This window comes from Halorubrum halophilum (assembly GCF_000739595.1).
GTDB classification, from domain to species: Archaea; Halobacteriota; Halobacteria; order Halobacteriales; family Haloferacaceae; genus Halorubrum; species Halorubrum halophilum.
Window position 1 is genome coordinate 65,118 of the sequence record NZ_BBJP01000081.1, and the last position, 14,560, is coordinate 79,677.

9 protein-coding genes and 1 tRNA gene are annotated in these 14,560 nt (G+C 67.2%); 7 read left to right on the forward strand and 3 right to left on the reverse strand.

Annotated elements, in window-relative coordinates; all coding sequences use genetic code 11:
* Nucleotides 1-63: 63 nt before the first annotated feature.
* The 4 genes from gyrB to ACP96_RS16295 all read left to right on the forward strand — a co-directional run bounded on the left by gyrB (nucleotide 64) and on the right by ACP96_RS16295 (nucleotide 7,767).
* Nucleotides 64-2,001: a DNA topoisomerase (ATP-hydrolyzing) subunit B gene (gyrB, locus tag ACP96_RS16280; protein WP_050023184.1), complete on the forward strand. Its 1,938-nt coding sequence runs from the start codon at nucleotides 64-66 to the stop codon at nucleotides 1,999-2,001.
* On the forward strand, nucleotides 1,998-4,514 hold the full coding sequence (gene gyrA, locus ACP96_RS16285) for a DNA gyrase subunit A (protein WP_050034115.1): 2,517 nt from the start codon (nucleotides 1,998-2,000) through the stop codon (nucleotides 4,512-4,514). Before gyrB ends, gyrA begins: the two co-directional genes overlap by 4 nt.
* Before the next feature lie 919 nt (nucleotides 4,515-5,433).
* Nucleotides 5,434-5,676, forward strand: a complete 243-nt coding sequence (locus tag ACP96_RS19975) for a hypothetical protein (RefSeq protein WP_394296554.1) — start codon at nucleotides 5,434-5,436, stop codon at nucleotides 5,674-5,676.
* Nucleotides 5,677-5,727: 51 nt separating this feature from the next.
* Nucleotides 5,728-7,767, forward strand: coding sequence for an AMP-binding protein (locus ACP96_RS16295; RefSeq protein ID WP_050034116.1), 2,040 nt, complete (start codon nucleotides 5,728-5,730; stop codon nucleotides 7,765-7,767).
* A 51-nt stretch (nucleotides 7,768-7,818) separates the two neighbouring features.
* Here the strand turns inward: ACP96_RS16295 and ACP96_RS16300 are convergent, their stop codons facing one another.
* On the reverse strand, nucleotides 7,819-8,289 hold the full coding sequence (locus ACP96_RS16300) for a redoxin domain-containing protein (RefSeq protein WP_050034194.1): 471 nt from the start codon (nucleotides 8,287-8,289) through the stop codon (nucleotides 7,819-7,821).
* A gap of 189 nt (nucleotides 8,290-8,478) precedes the next feature.
* Here ACP96_RS16300 and ACP96_RS16305 point away from each other — a divergent pair, with 189 nt between their 5' ends.
* Nucleotides 8,479-8,796, forward strand: coding sequence for a Sec-independent protein translocase subunit TatA/TatB (locus ACP96_RS16305; protein WP_050023194.1), 318 nt, complete (start codon nucleotides 8,479-8,481; stop codon nucleotides 8,794-8,796).
* 60 nt (nucleotides 8,797-8,856) lie between these two features.
* Nucleotides 8,857-8,929: transfer RNA gene (locus ACP96_RS16310), tRNA-Arg, on the forward strand.
* Between the two features lie 108 nt (nucleotides 8,930-9,037).
* Here ACP96_RS16310 and ACP96_RS16315 read toward each other — a convergent pair.
* Together ACP96_RS16315 and ACP96_RS16320 are read right to left on the reverse strand one after the other, a co-directional pair.
* Nucleotides 9,038-9,739, reverse strand: coding sequence for a DUF1405 domain-containing protein (locus tag ACP96_RS16315; protein WP_050034117.1), 702 nt, complete (start codon nucleotides 9,737-9,739; stop codon nucleotides 9,038-9,040).
* 54 nt (nucleotides 9,740-9,793) lie between these two features.
* Nucleotides 9,794-10,402, reverse strand: a complete 609-nt coding sequence (locus ACP96_RS16320) for a trimeric intracellular cation channel family protein (protein WP_394296555.1) — start codon at nucleotides 10,400-10,402, stop codon at nucleotides 9,794-9,796.
* A gap of 424 nt (nucleotides 10,403-10,826) precedes the next feature.
* Here ACP96_RS16320 and ACP96_RS16325 point away from each other — a divergent pair, with 424 nt between their 5' ends.
* The gene (locus tag ACP96_RS16325; RefSeq protein ID WP_050034120.1) at nucleotides 10,827-14,543 is read left to right on the forward strand and encodes an ATPase, T2SS/T4P/T4SS family; all 3,717 of its coding nucleotides are present in this window, start codon (nucleotides 10,827-10,829) and stop codon (nucleotides 14,541-14,543) included.
* Nucleotides 14,544-14,560: the final 17 nt, after the last annotated feature.

Sequence of the window (14,560 nt, forward strand, 5' to 3'; positions counted from 1 at the left end):
CTCACACGCCCGCGCGCGTGCGCCGGCTTTATAACCCGGCACGAACTAGCTCAGTTAAGTTCTATGTCAGAGCAGAGCGACTACGGAGCCGGCCAGATTCAGGTCCTCGAGGGCCTGCAGGCCGTCCGTAAACGTCCGGCGATGTATATCGGGTCCACGGACGGTCGAGGGCTCCACCATCTCGTCTACGAGGTCGTCGACAACTCCATCGACGAGGCGCTCGCGGGGTACTGCGACGAGGTCACGGTCACGATCCACGACGACGACTCCGTCAGCGTCAGCGACGACGGCCGCGGGATTCCGGTCGACACCCACGAGAAGTACGACCGACCGGCGCTCGAAGTGATCATGACCGTCCTCCACGCCGGCGGGAAGTTCGACTCCAAGTCCTATCAGGTCTCGGGGGGGCTCCACGGCGTCGGGGTCAGCGTCGTCAACGCCCTCTCCGAGCGGCTGGAGGTCGAGGTGAAACGCGACGGTGGCGTCTACCGCCACGAGTTCGCCCGCGGCGAGCCTGCAGAGGACGGGTTCGGGCGCGTCCGGGACATGGACGACGGCGAGGACACCGGGACGTACATCCGATTCTGGCCTGACGAGGAGATCTTCGAGACGACCGCCTTCGAGTTCTCGACGCTCGCCAATCGGCTGCGTGAGTTGGCGTTCCTCAACTCCGGCGTCGCCGTCTCGCTCGTCGACGAGCGAGACGAAGAGTCCGCCGCCGACGCGGGTGACGAGGAAACGTTCCGCTACGAGGGCGGCATTCGGGAGTTCGTCGGCTACCTCAACGAGACGCGGACGCCGATCCACGAGGACGTCATCTACTTCGAGGACGAGGCCGAGGACATCCACGTCGAGGTCGCGATGCAGGCGACCGAGGAGCTGCAGGGCTCCGTCCACGCGTTCGCGAACAACATCAACACCCGCGAGGGCGGCACGCACCTCACCGGCTTCAAGACCGCGCTGACGCGCACCGTCAACGACTACGCCAACGAGCACGGGCTCGTCGACGACCTCGACGCCAACCTCAAGGGCGAGGACGTCCGCGAGGGGCTCACCGCGGTCATCTCGGTGAAACACCCGGACCCGCAGTTCGAGGGGCAGACGAAGACGAAGCTCGGCAACAGCGAGGTCCGCGGTATCGTCGAGTCCGCGACCCACGAGAAGCTCGGGACCTTCTTCGAGGAGAACCCCGACACCGCCCGGAAGGTCGTCCACAAGGCCGCCGAGGCCGCCAGAGCGCGCAAGGCGGCGAAGAAGGCCGAGGAGCTGACCCGCCGGAAGTCCGCGCTGGAGTCGACGGCGCTGCCCGGCAAACTCGCCGACTGCCAGACCCGCGACCCCACCGAGGCGGAGCTGTTCGTCGTCGAGGGCGACTCGGCCGGCGGCTCGGCCAAGCAGGGCCGGAATCGGGAGAATCAGGCGATCCTCCCTCTTAAAGGCAAGATCCTCAACGTCGAGAAACACCGGCTCGACCGGATTCTGGAGAACGACGAGATCCGCGCGCTGATCACCGCGATCGGCGCGGGGATCGGCGAGGAGTTCGACATCGACGACGTGCGGTACAACAAGATCATCATCATGACGGACGCCGACGTCGACGGCGCCCACATCCGGACCCTCCTCCTCACGCTCCTCTACCGCCACATGAAGCCGCTCTTGGAGGCAGGTTACGTCTACGCGGCCCAGCCGCCCCTCTACCGCGTCCGCTACCGCGGCGAGACGTACGACGCGATGACGGAGGCGGAGCGCGACCGGATCGTCGCCGAGGAGTGCGACGGGGACCCGGATCAGGTCCAGCGGTTCAAGGGGCTCGGCGAGATGAACCCCGACCAGCTGTGGGACACGACGATGGACCCCGAGAACCGGCGGCTCAAGCGAATCAACGTCGACGACGCGGCCGCCGCCGACCGCATGTTCAACGTGCTGATGGGTGACGCGGTCGAGCCGCGCAAGCAGTTCATCAAGGAGCACGCGACCGAGGCGGAGTGGGTGGACATATGAGCTCCGACGTGCCCGACGTCGACCCCGACGACGTCCAAGCCGCGCAGGTGACGAACGCCCGCATCGAAGACGAGATGGAGCAGTCGTACATCGACTACGCGATGTCGGTGATCGCGGGCCGCGCGCTCCCCGACGTGCGCGACGGACTCAAACCCGTTCACCGGCGCATCCTCTTCGCGATGCACGAGGCGGGCGTCACCAGCAACTCCTCGCACCGCAAGTCCTCCTCCGTCGTCGGCGAGACGATGGGCGACTACCACCCGCACGGCGACAGCGCCATCTACGACACGCTCGCGCGGATGGCGCAGGACTTCTCGATGCGGTACCCGCTCGTCGACGGCCAGGGGAACTTCGGCTCCGTCGACGGCGACCCGCCGGCCGCGATGCGGTACACGGAGGCCCGGATGGCCCCCATCGCCGAGGAGCTGCTGGCCGACATCGAGCGCGACACGGTCGACTTCTCCTCGAACTACGACGACCGGCTCGAGGAGCCCGAGGTGTTGCCGTCGGCGTTCCCGAACCTGCTCGTCAACGGCTCCTCGGGGATCGCGGTCGGGATGTCGACGAACATCCCGCCGCACAACCTCGGTGAGGTGATCGACGCCACCGTCGAGCTGATCGAGCGGCCCGACTGCACCGTCGAGGACCTGATGGAGCACGTCAAGGGGCCGGACTTCCCGACCGGCGCGAACATCGTCGGGCGGAACGCGGTCCACAAGGCGTACAAGACCGGCCGGGGGCGGCTCCGCGTCCGCGCCGAGTTCGAGGTCGACGAGGAGGAGGGCCGGATCGTCATCTCGGAGCTCCCCTTCCAGCAGAACAAGTCCCGGCTCGTCGAGCGCATCGCCGAGGACGTCAACGAGGGCGCGATCGAGGGGATCCGTGACCTCCGGGACGAGTCCGACCGCGACGGGATCCGCGTCGTCGTGGATCTGAAGCGCGACGCGATGGCCGAAGTGGTGAAAAACCAGCTGTTGGAGAGCCACCTCGAACGCACCTTCGGCGTCATCAACCTCGCGTTGGTCGACGGCTCGCCGCAGGTGCTGGACCTGAAGGAGACGCTCGAACACTACGTCGAGCACCGCCGCGACGTGGTCCGGCGGCGCTCCGAACACGAGCTCGAAGAGCGCGAGGACCGCGCGCACATCCTCGAAGGGCGCCTGAAGGCGCTCGAACAGGTCGACGACGTGGTCGAGACGATCCAGGACTCCGACGACCGCGACGCCGCGAAGGCGGCGCTGGAGGCCGAGTACGAGTTCTCGGAGGCGCAGGCGGCCCACATCGTCCGGATGCAGCTCGGGTCGCTCACCTCGATGGAGACCCAGGAGATCGAGTCCGAGTACGAGGACGTGACCGCTCGGATCGAGCGGCTGGAGACGATCCTCGCCGACCCGGACGAGCTCGATCAGGTGATCATCACGGAGCTCCGCGAGATCAAAGAGGAGTACGACGACGAGCGCCGCACGAGCTTCATCGAGGACGTGGGCGACGTGACCCACGAGGACCTCATCCCGGAGGAGGAGTGCGTCGTCGTGATGAGCGAGGACGACTACATCAAGCGGATGTCGCTCGACACGTTCCGCGCGCAGAACCGCGGCGGGAAGGGGATCATCGGCACCGACCTGAAGGAGGGCGACCGGGTCTCCTCCGTGTTCGCCGCCAACTCCCACGACTACCTGCTCGTCTTCACCAACCGCGGACAGATCTACGAGCTGAAGACCTACGAGATCCCGGAGATGTCCCGGACCGCCCGCGGGAAGTCCGCGGTCAACCTCATCGATCTCGACGACGGCGAGGAGATCGAGGCGGTCGTCAACACCGAGGACTTAGACGACGACGAATTCCTCACGATGGTCACCCGCGACGGGTACATCAAGCGGACCGCCGTCGACCAGTTCGGTAACATCCGCACCACGGGGATCCGCGCGATCCGGCTGGAGGACGGCGATGAGCTCGTCGACGTGGAGGTGACCGACGGCGAGACGGACATCGTCATCGGGAGCCGGAACGGGATGGCGATCCGGTTCGACGAGTCGGAGGCCCGCGCGATGGGCCGTACGGCCCGCGGCGTGATCGGCATCGACCTGCGCGAGGGCGACGCCGTCGCCGGCGTCGCCGCCATCGACGAGGCGTACCACAACTGGGTTCTCACCGTGACCGAGAACGGCTACGGGAAACGCTCCGACCTCGACGAGTACCGCCTGCAGTCCCGCAACGGGAAGGGGCTGATCGACATCAAGACCGGCGACCGCAACGGCGAGGCGGTCGCCATCGAGGCGGTCACCCACGGCGACCACCTGCTCGCGATGAGCGACGACGGCCAGATCATGCGGACCCGCGTCGAGGAAATCTCGACGGTGAGCCGCAACACGAAGGGCGTCATCGTGATGAATCTCGATCCGGACGACACGGTCGCCTCCGTCGATATCGTTCCCGAATCGTCGTACGCCGACGAAGGGGTCGATGAGGAGGACAGCGAAGACGGAGAAACGGCCGACGGCGACGCCGAGTAAGCGCACCGATCGAGTCGTTCAGAATCGACATCCCCACGGCCCGTTCGCTTTTACCGCGATCCGGCTTCAGTGAGTCCTCTGTAAGCGATTCAGTCTTCTCGGGTGCAACCGATACAGAGACAGCGGCGATGGATAGCGGGAGTATGTGTCTCAATTCGGTTGATCGGTCGTTTATACGTAATCGAGTGGTGTTGCTGTCGACTGTTTATAAGTAGTAGACGGCTCTGCGGTGAACACCTCCAAAGCCCCAGCCGGCGAGGCGGGCGCACGCTCGCTGCGCTCCTCAGTCGTTCGCTCACTTCGTTCGCTCCCTCGTTGCGGTGCTTACGTCGTCATCAGAACGCAGAGCGTTCTGATTGGCTCACGAGAGCTCCGCTCTCGTGAACGCCTGCGCCCGCCTCGCCGGCTACCCCTTTGAGTCCCGCCCCGCACCGCAACCGCACCTCACACCTCCCCAGCCTCGTCGCTGGCGCCGACGGCGCCAGCGACTCCCTCGCGGGCTCCTCGCGGGCCGATAGCCCGCTCGGAGGCGCGCCACCGCCACGTTCATTTATAAGCGATCGCCGTCGCCGTCGCTCATTTCCATTTAAATACTGTATCGCCACTACCGATCTACAACACTCACTCCCGCTATCGATCAAGGGGCGATCGTCGGCGATCAACGGTTTCGACCGAGAAGTCCCTCATGGATGGAACACCGACGGCGTCCACGCTCCGCGTGGCGTTCGCAACGGCTTCGTGTGCGGGGTTGAAGTCCGAGAGCGACGAGTCACCGGCATGGACCGACGCGAACTTCTCACGGCGACGACCGCGACGGTGACAGCGGCGGCGACCGCCGGCTGTCTCGAACTGGGAGAGAACGACTCCGGGCGGCTCGATCTGACGGTCCGAAACGAGCGACGAACCGATAGACGTCGACGTGGTCGTACGCGGCGACGACGGGACGCTGTACTTGGAGGAGACCGACCGCGTCGACGTCGGTGTTGCCCGCGCGTTCGAGACGACGGTCGGCGAGACCGGCCGCCACGAGGTCGTCGTGACCGGCGGCGACTGGGAGGGACGACTCGCGTGGGACGCTGGGGTCTGCGCCCTGTACGACGGGCAGATCACGGTCGACGCCGAGACCGTTTCGGTCGCCGGCGAGTGCGTCGATCCGCGGTAGCCGAACGTTCAGGAAAATTACTTACGGTCACCGCGAAAACGGCCGGACGAGATGGACGAGTACGAGGGGATAGACGAGATCGTACACGAGCCGAGCGCGGCGTTCGCCGAGTCGACGAACGTCGCCGCGTTCATGCGCGAGTACGGGATCGACGACTACGAGGAGCTGATCGAACGCACCACCTCGGAGGTCGCCGGCGAGCCCGAATCCGGCGTCAACTGGTTCTGGGACGAGATCGTCGACTACCTCGACATCGACTTTTACACCGAGTACGAGACCGTTCGTGACGACACCGACGGCCCGCAGTTCACCGACTGGTACTCCGGCGGCGAGATCAACGTCGCGCATAACGTCGTCGACCGCCACGCCGCCCTCGACTCGCCGAACCGGAACCGCGTCGCGCTGATCTGGGAGGGCGAACCGGGTGACGTCCGGGAGGTCACCTTCCACGAACTCAAACGCGAGAGCGACCGCGTCGCCAACTATCTCGAATCCGTTGGGATCGAGACCGGCGACACGGTCGGGCTGTACATGCCGATGGTACCTGAGGTCGTCTCGATCCTCTACGGCTGCCTGAAGGTCGGCGCGATCGCGGTGCCGATCTTCTCCGGATTCGGCACCGAGGCGACGGCGACGCGGATCGCGGACGCGGAGCCGTCGGTCCTGTTCACGGGAGACGGGTTCTACCGCCGCGGGAGCGAGGTGCGACTGAAAGCGACCGCCGACGCGGCGATCGAAGCGGCCGGTCACGTCGAGCACACCGTGGTGTACGACCGGCTCGGCGCGACGCCCGGGAGTGGCGAAGACGCCGAGCGCGCCGCCGGCGACTCCGAAGACCCGGTCCCGTGGACTCCCGACCGCGACGCCACGTGGACCGAGGCGGTCGGGTCGCAGCCGGTCGGCTACGAGACGAAGCGGCTCCCCAGCGATCAGGAGTCCATGCTGCTGTACTCGTCAGGAACCACCGGCGAGCCGAAAGGGATCGTCCACACCCACGCGGGCGTCCTCACGCAGTGCGCGAAGGAGATCCACTTCGGCTTCGACCAGAAGCCCGCGGACCGGTTCTTCTGGGTCTCCGATATCGGCTGGATGATGGGCCCGTGGACGCTGATCGGTAACCACGCGTTCGGCGGGACGGTGGTGATGTATGAAGGGGCGCCCGATCACCCCGAGCCGGACCGGTTCTGGGAGCTGATCGACCGGCACGCGATCACGCAGTTCGGTATCTCGCCGACCGCGATCCGCGCGCTCCGCAAGCACGGCGATCAGTGGGTCGAAGGCCACGACCTCTCCTCGCTCCGCATCTTGGGCTCGACGGGCGAGCCGTGGGACCCCGAGTCATGGCGCTGGTTCTACGACGCGGTCGGCGGCGGCGAGTGCCCCATCGTCAACATCTCCGGCGGCACGGAGATCTGCGGCTGCTTCCTGATGCCGATGCCGAACCAGCCGCTGAAGCCCTGCACGCTCGGCGGACCGGGGCTCGGGATGGACATCGACATCGTCGACGAGACGGGGGAGTCCGTCAAAGAGTCGGGCGAGCGCGGGTTCCTCGTCGCGCGCGACTCCTGCCCCTCGATGACCAAGTCGCTGTGGTCGGGCGACGAGCGGTACATCGAGGAGTACTGGTCGACGTGGGACGACCTCTGGGACCACGGGGACTTCGCGCAGAAGGACGCGGACGGGTTCTGGTTCCTCCACGGCCGCGCCGACGACGCCCTGAACGTCGCCGGCCGGAAGGTCGGCCCGGCCGAGATCGAGGGCGTGCTCATCGACCACGACGCCGTCAATCAGGCGGCCGCGGTCGGCGTCCCCGACGACACCACCGGGACGGCGGTGGTCGCGTACGTCGTGCTCGAACCCGGCGTCGAACCGAGCGACGAGCTTCGGGAGGAGCTCCGGGCGCTCGTGGGTGAGGAGCACGGCAAGCCGTTCCGGCCGCGCGAGCTGCTGTTCGTCGACGCGTTCCCGAAGACGCAGTCCGGGAAGATCATCCGGCGCGCGATCGAGTCGGTGTATAACGGCGAGGACCCCGGCGACCTCTCGTCGATGGAGAACCCGGAGGCGCTGGAGGGACTTCGGGACCCGGTCTGACGGCCGGGAACCGGCAGTCGACGGAACACGCAGACGACAGCGAACGCGTTTTTAAGCGCGCGCCTCGTCGACCGCCGCTTCGAGGGCGTCGTAGTCGGGCTCCTGTCCGGAGTCGTCCGCGAGCCACCGGTACGTCACGACGCCGTCGCCGTCGATCACGAACACAGCGCGCTGTGCGACCGTGTCGACGCCGTAGTGCTCGAACGACTCGATCGCGTCGTACGCCTCGATTGCGCGGTGGGCGGGGTCGGCGACGAGCGCGAACGGGAGGTCGTACTGCGCCCGGTAGGCGGCCAGCGCGTGCGGGAGGTCGGTGCTCACGCCGAACAGCGTGCAGTCGTCGCGGTCGAACCCGTCGCGGAGCGCCTCCATCTCGTCCGTACAGGTGTTCGAGAAGGCGGCCGGGAAGAAGGCGAGCACGGCGGGCTCCCCGCCGAGATGGTCGGACAGGTCGAACGGCTCGATCTCGTCGGTCACGAGCGAGGCGGTGAACGTCGGGGCGTCGTCGCCGACATCAGTCATACCGGATCGGTCGTCGCGGTGCGGTATCACCGTTTCGCCGTCGGCAGCGATTCGGGCCGGTTCCGAGACGGATGGCATCGAACACGAGACAGCCGGGAACGGTAATTTCGTGAGGCCTCAGACGGTATCTACACCTCGTTCATCGAGGCAAAAAGACTATAGTCGCCAGAGATTTACGGTCGTATAGAGATGGCAAGTGCGATTCCACTGATCGGCGGCATCCCGGCGGGCCCGGAGCTCCTCATCATCCTGCTCGTGTTGGTCCTACTGTTCGGGGCGAACAAGATTCCGAAGCTCGCTCGGTCGACCGGCCAAGCGATGGGCGAGTTCAAGAAGGGGCGCGAACAGGTCGAGGACGAACTACAGCAGATGCAGGGCGACGACGAGGACACGGCGGTCGAGACGGACTCGACGGTTAACACCGGCTCCACGGTCAACTCCGACTCCACGATCGACGACGAGGACGACGAGTTCGAGACGGAGACCGAGAAAGAGACCCGCACGTAATCGGCTCCGCGACGCCGACCGATCCCCGCAGCGACGTTTTCTCCACTCTTTACTCGCCTCGGGCGCGTGGCCTAGCGGACAGGGCGAGAGGTTCCTAACCTCTCGATCGCGGGTTCGAATCCCGTCGCGCCCGCTCCTCACTTCGTTCGTCACGGGCGCGACTGGCTCCACGCTCGCTCACTCCGTTCGCTCGCGTGGATCCCGCCACGCCCGCTCTTACGTCAATTTTTAAACACTCCCGTTACTCACCCTCGCCCAGCCGACAGAACGATCGGTTCGCGAGCCACACCGCCCCGACGCCGATCGCGAGCGTCGCGCCCGCCAGCAGGGGACCGGGCTCGTACAGAAGCGGCGGGTGGTAGCCGACGCCGTAGTCGAGGGCGACGTTGACAACGACGAGCGTGAACGCGAGCGCCAGCGCGCCGCGAGTGGTCCGGCCGAACGCCGGAAACAGCAGGGCGAGGCCGACGAAACAGAGGTGCGTCCCGAGCACGCCCCAGTAGTAGATCCACGCGTCGGGGGCCGCGACGTACTCGCCGAACGCGAGGTTCAGGGAGACGATCGGCCAGAGCCCGAACTGGACCAGCCAGACGAACGCGGCGGTCTGGAGGTACGCGAGCCCGAGTGAGGTCGGGGCGTCGGTCACGCTGTTGCCGCGGCGAACCGTGGGGACGAGGCTCAACAGGGCGATCCCGCCGAGCGCGACCGCGACCGCCGAGTCCGCGTAGAGCGGCCACAGCGGGACCGGGACCTCGCCGGCGGTCGGCGCGTAGTACCCGATTCCGACTGCTAGCATGAACGCGGTGAACCCGAGCACGACGGCGAGGCTCCGCGGCGTGCCGAGCAGTTCCTCGGCGATCGCGTCCCGGACGCGTCGACGGACCGGCGCGTGGCGGAGTCGACCGAGCGACCGGAGCCCCCCGGAGGCGTCGGAGCGTGTCACACCGCCCGTTTCGACCGTGCCGACCTAAAAAGACGCCCTCTGCGCTCGATCGGCTCACTCCCGTTTCGGGTCCAAGTTCTTCGCGGTCGGGAGGTTCCAGCCGTACGCGACCGCGGCCAGCCGGCTCCCCGCCGTCACGACCGCGCACGCCGCGGCGGCGGTTCCGGAAGATGCTCCCAGCGCTCCCACCGCCCAGTACGCGCTCCCTCCGAGGACCGCACAGCTCGCGTAGAAGTCCTCGAAGAGGATGAACGGGGCCCGGTCGAGGAGGATGTCCGCGAACGCGCCGCCGCCGACGGCGTTGATCGTCGCGATCGCCACGACGCCGAACGCCGATACGCCGGCCTCGGTCGCGACGATCGCACCGGCCGTCGCGAAGGCCGCCAGTCCGACGGCGTCCGAGACGAGCGTGACTGGATGCGTCTCCGGGGCGGACAGCACGACGTTCAACCCGATCGCCAGGGCGACGCCGAGGAGCCCCAGCCAGATCTCGATCGGGGACTGCAGCGCGAGCGGCACGCGGGCCACGAGGAGGTCCCGGGTCGCGCCGCCGGCGAACGCCATCGCTAACCCGACGATGACGATCCCGAGCAGGTCGAACTCCTCGCGGATGGCCTTCGACGCCCCGACGAGCGCGAACGCGACCAAGCCGATCGTGTTCATCGCGGCGAACGGGTCGCCGAACAGCACCGCAACGAGGCTCTGAGTCACTGTCGCCGGCTACGAGCGCGAGGATCTTGAGCGTGCCGCAGTCACCGCGGAGCGCATCGAAAGCCGTGTCGGACGCAGTCGCCGAACCCCGCGCGATGTCGCGGCTCGTCCCGTTCGTCGCCGGCCTGTCCGAGATCGCGTGGCCGTCAGGCCCAAGTACTCCCCCTCGTCTCCGACGGCCACTGAGACCCCGCGATCATCCGCCGGCGGGCCACGCGAACCCTGCTCCGCTCCGACCCCGACCTATATATAAACGGCTGACATTTAGTAAGCGCCAAAACCGTCGTAAATACGCATCACAGGCTCCGATATCGGGATTATCAGTTGTGGTGTTTTGCGAGGCACCTTTTTCAACGGGCGAACCGTGGACGCACGTATGACAACCGAGGACGCCGAGCGTTCGCCCCTCTCGCCCGACGAGACGGCGGGATCGCCGGCGTCCGATCGCCCGGCTTCAGACCGCCCCGACCGCCCAGATCGCCCGGTTTCGGTGGGTCGCTGCTCGTGGCGATCGTTCCTCCGTGACCGCGGCCGCGGCGGCGACGCGACCGATCTGTACGCCGACATCGGCGAGGAGCCGATCCTCCCGGCGACCGCCGTCGACGCCCACTTCGAGGAGGGCGTCGACCGGGTGGTCCGCGCCGCCGGCGTCGACGAGCCGTACGAGGCCGACGGCGACACGGCCGTTCCGGGACACGGGACGCCCGAGGCGGGCACCCTCGTGATCGGTCCCGACCACGTCGTTCTCAGCGGTGCGGCCGTCGTGCCGGCCGGGAATTCAACTGCGGCGGCGACTCTCGAACCCGAGGCGGAGTCGGGTGACGGATCGGAAGCCGACGACGAGCGAGACGGCAGTGAGGAAGGCGTCGGCGAGGGCGATGACGAGTCGTCCGGCGAATCTCCCAGCGAACCGACCGACGAACCGGCTGGCGAACCGACAGCGAGCGAGCCTGCGGAACCGGACGAGCCGGAAGCTCGTCCCGGCATCGCGGTTGACAGCCCGGGCGTCTCCGGTGTCGTGGTCGCCGCGAGCGCCGACGTGGAGTCGGTGCCGCGCCGCGCGCCGACCGACGAGGAGTGGGACCGGATCGGCGTCGATCCGAGCGAGTTCCTCGGCTTCGACCCCTTGGAGACCGAGTACCGCGTCGGGGCGGCCGCGGCGGTCGGAGACGTTCTCTGGGACCTGTGTGCGGCCCGGTACGACCCCTACTCGGTCCCGGTGCTCAAGGGGTACTACACGTGGGACGACTACCGGGACGAGTACTTCCTCGACGAGGAGGGGAACCCGCCGACCGAGGAGAACGAGGAGGGGGAAGCGGCGCCGCTGGAGTTCACCCACGAAGACAAGACGGAGGCGCTGGGATTCGACCCCGACCAAACCGAGGGCCTGCTGGGGGCGGGCGGGAGCGCCGCGGCCGACCTCGCGGAGCTGGTCGACGAGCGCACGGTCGACGTGAACCCGGAGGTCGACGAGGACGCCTTCTTCTCGACGGACGAGGGCGACACCACGCTCGCGAACCGGTACGACCTAGAGAAGGCGGTGCCGATGCCGAAGAAGCAGCACTTCCGCGAGATCGAGCGCTACTGGGTGAACAAGCCGTACGCGTTCGTGATCGTGTTCCGGTCGAGGAAGGAGAACGAGGTGAAGTACTACGCGGTTCAGCCGCACCGGACGGAGATCGAGACCGACCTGGTCGAGTTCCTCACCGGGAAACTCCGGACCTCGATCAAGTACGCCGACGAGTCGATCGCGGGCGGCGACGAGGCGTTCCGCGAGGGCGTGATCGTCGACGAGACGCTGACGCTGCTCGACCGGTACGACCTCTACGAGCGCGAGGACGACGACCGGGGGCCCATCGACGATCTCGTGGACGACCTCGTCGACCGGTTCGGCTTCGATCTCACCGAGGGCATCGCGCACCGGATCACCGAGTCGCTCGGATACGAGCCGCCGACCGGGTCGGACTCGGAGTCAGTGCCGGCGAAGGTACTCGCCCGTCCCGAGCCCGCGGTGATCGCGGAGGACCCGGAGACGCTCTCGGAGCATCAGGTCGAGAAGCTGCTGTACTACCTCAAGCGAGACTTCATCGGCTACGAGCGCATCGACCCGATCAAGTACGACATCAACGTCGAGGACATCTCCTGTGACGGGTACAACTCTCCCGTCTTCGTCTACCACTCCGACTACGAGCAGATCATCACCAACGTCTACCACGGGACCGACGAGCTCGACGACTTCGTCGTGAAGCTCGCGCAGCGCTCGGGAAAGGGGATCTCGAAGCGCCGCCCGCAGGTGGACGCCACCCTCCCGGACGGCTCCCGCGCCCAGCTCACGCTCGGCCGCGAGGTGTCCGACCACGGGACCAACTACACGATCCGGCAGTTCAACGACGTGCCGTTCACGCCGATCGACCTGATCAACTGGAAGACGTTCTCGCTCGACGAGATGGCCTTCCTCTGGCTCTCGATCGAGAACCACAAGAGCCTGATCTTCGCGGGCGGCACCGCCTCCGGGAAGACGACGAGCCTGAACGCGGTCTCCCTTTTTATTCCCTCGAACGCGAAGATCGTCTCCATCGAGGACACCCGCGAGGTGGAGCTTCCCCAACGCAACTGGATCGCCTCCGTCACGCGCCCCTCCTTCTCCGACGACGACAAGGGCGACATCGACGAGTTCGACTTACTGGAGGCCGCGCTCCGCCAGCGCCCGGACTACATCGTGATGGGCGAGATCCGCGGCGAGGAGGGACGGACGGCCTTCCAGGTGATGTCCACGGGTCACACCACCTACACCACGTTCCACGCCGACTCGGTCGGCGAGGTGCTCAAGCGGTTCACCACCGACCCGATCAACGTCTCGAAGACGATGTTCACCGCCCTCGACCTGGTCTCCGTCCAGACCTCCACGCGGGTGCAGGGCAAGAAGGTGCGCCGGAACAAGTCGCTGACAGAGATCAACCACTACGACGCCGAGAACGACGAGATCAACGTCCAAGACGTGTTCCAGTGGCAGGCGGAGACCGACGAGTTCCTCCAGATGGGCGACTCGAACACCTTGGAGGACATCATGTTCGACCGCGGGTGGAGCCGCGAGACGCTGAACGACGAGCTCCAGAAGCGCCGCGTCGTGTTGGCGTACCTCATCGACCGCGGACTCAACAGCTACGCGCAGGTGGCGGCGACGTTCCAGGCGTTTATCAACGACCCGGAGACGGTGCTCGCGCTGATGGCGAACGAGGAGTTAGAGCGGTCGCTGGAGGACCTCCGCGAGATGGAGTCGGTCCTGATCAACGTCGACCGCGACAAAGAGAAGATGGTGCCGCGACCGGACCCCGACGAGGACGGCCGCGAGGAGGTCGAGGAGATCCTGGCCGAGGCCGAGGACCTGTTCGCGGAGTACCGCGGCCGGATGCCCGACTCGGTCGCCGACGCCCTCCTCGACGTCGCGCCCGCTCGCGACGTGGAGGCGGAGCCCGGGGCCGACCGCGAGGCGCTCGCGCAGACGGCGGACGAGGCCGCGGCCCTCGACGCGGAAGTCCCGACCGAGTCGGAGTCGGGCGAGACTGACAGTGCCGCCGAGATCGACGGGATCGGCGGCGTCGACGATCCCGACGAGGTGGGGGTCGTCGCGGACGCGACACCGACCAACGGGGAGTTCGGAGCCGGTCCGGCGACGGCGGACGGGTTCTCCGACGGGGGCGACGCGGACGACGCCGGTGACGCGGGAGGCGTTGTGACTCCGGACGAGAGCGACACGGCGGCCGCGGACGAGAGAGGCGACACGGCCGACACGAACAACGCGGGCGGCGGTATCGACTTCGACGAGCCGTTCGACGAGGGGATCGACGTGCTCGACTCGGACCCGACTCCGGATTCGGAACCGGCAACGAGCTCGCGACGCGCCGATTCCGGCGCCAGGGCAGACGTCGACGGCGGAGAGATCGGAACCGAGGCCGGAGCGGAGGACGCGGCCGAGGGCGACGAGGCCGGTGACGGCTCTGCCGAGAGCGAGGCCGAAGACGCCGACGAAAGCGATACCGACGACACCGACGGCTGGGGCTTCGACTCCGTCGAATCCCGGGAGGACCGGTGATGGTCCGAACGAGGTGG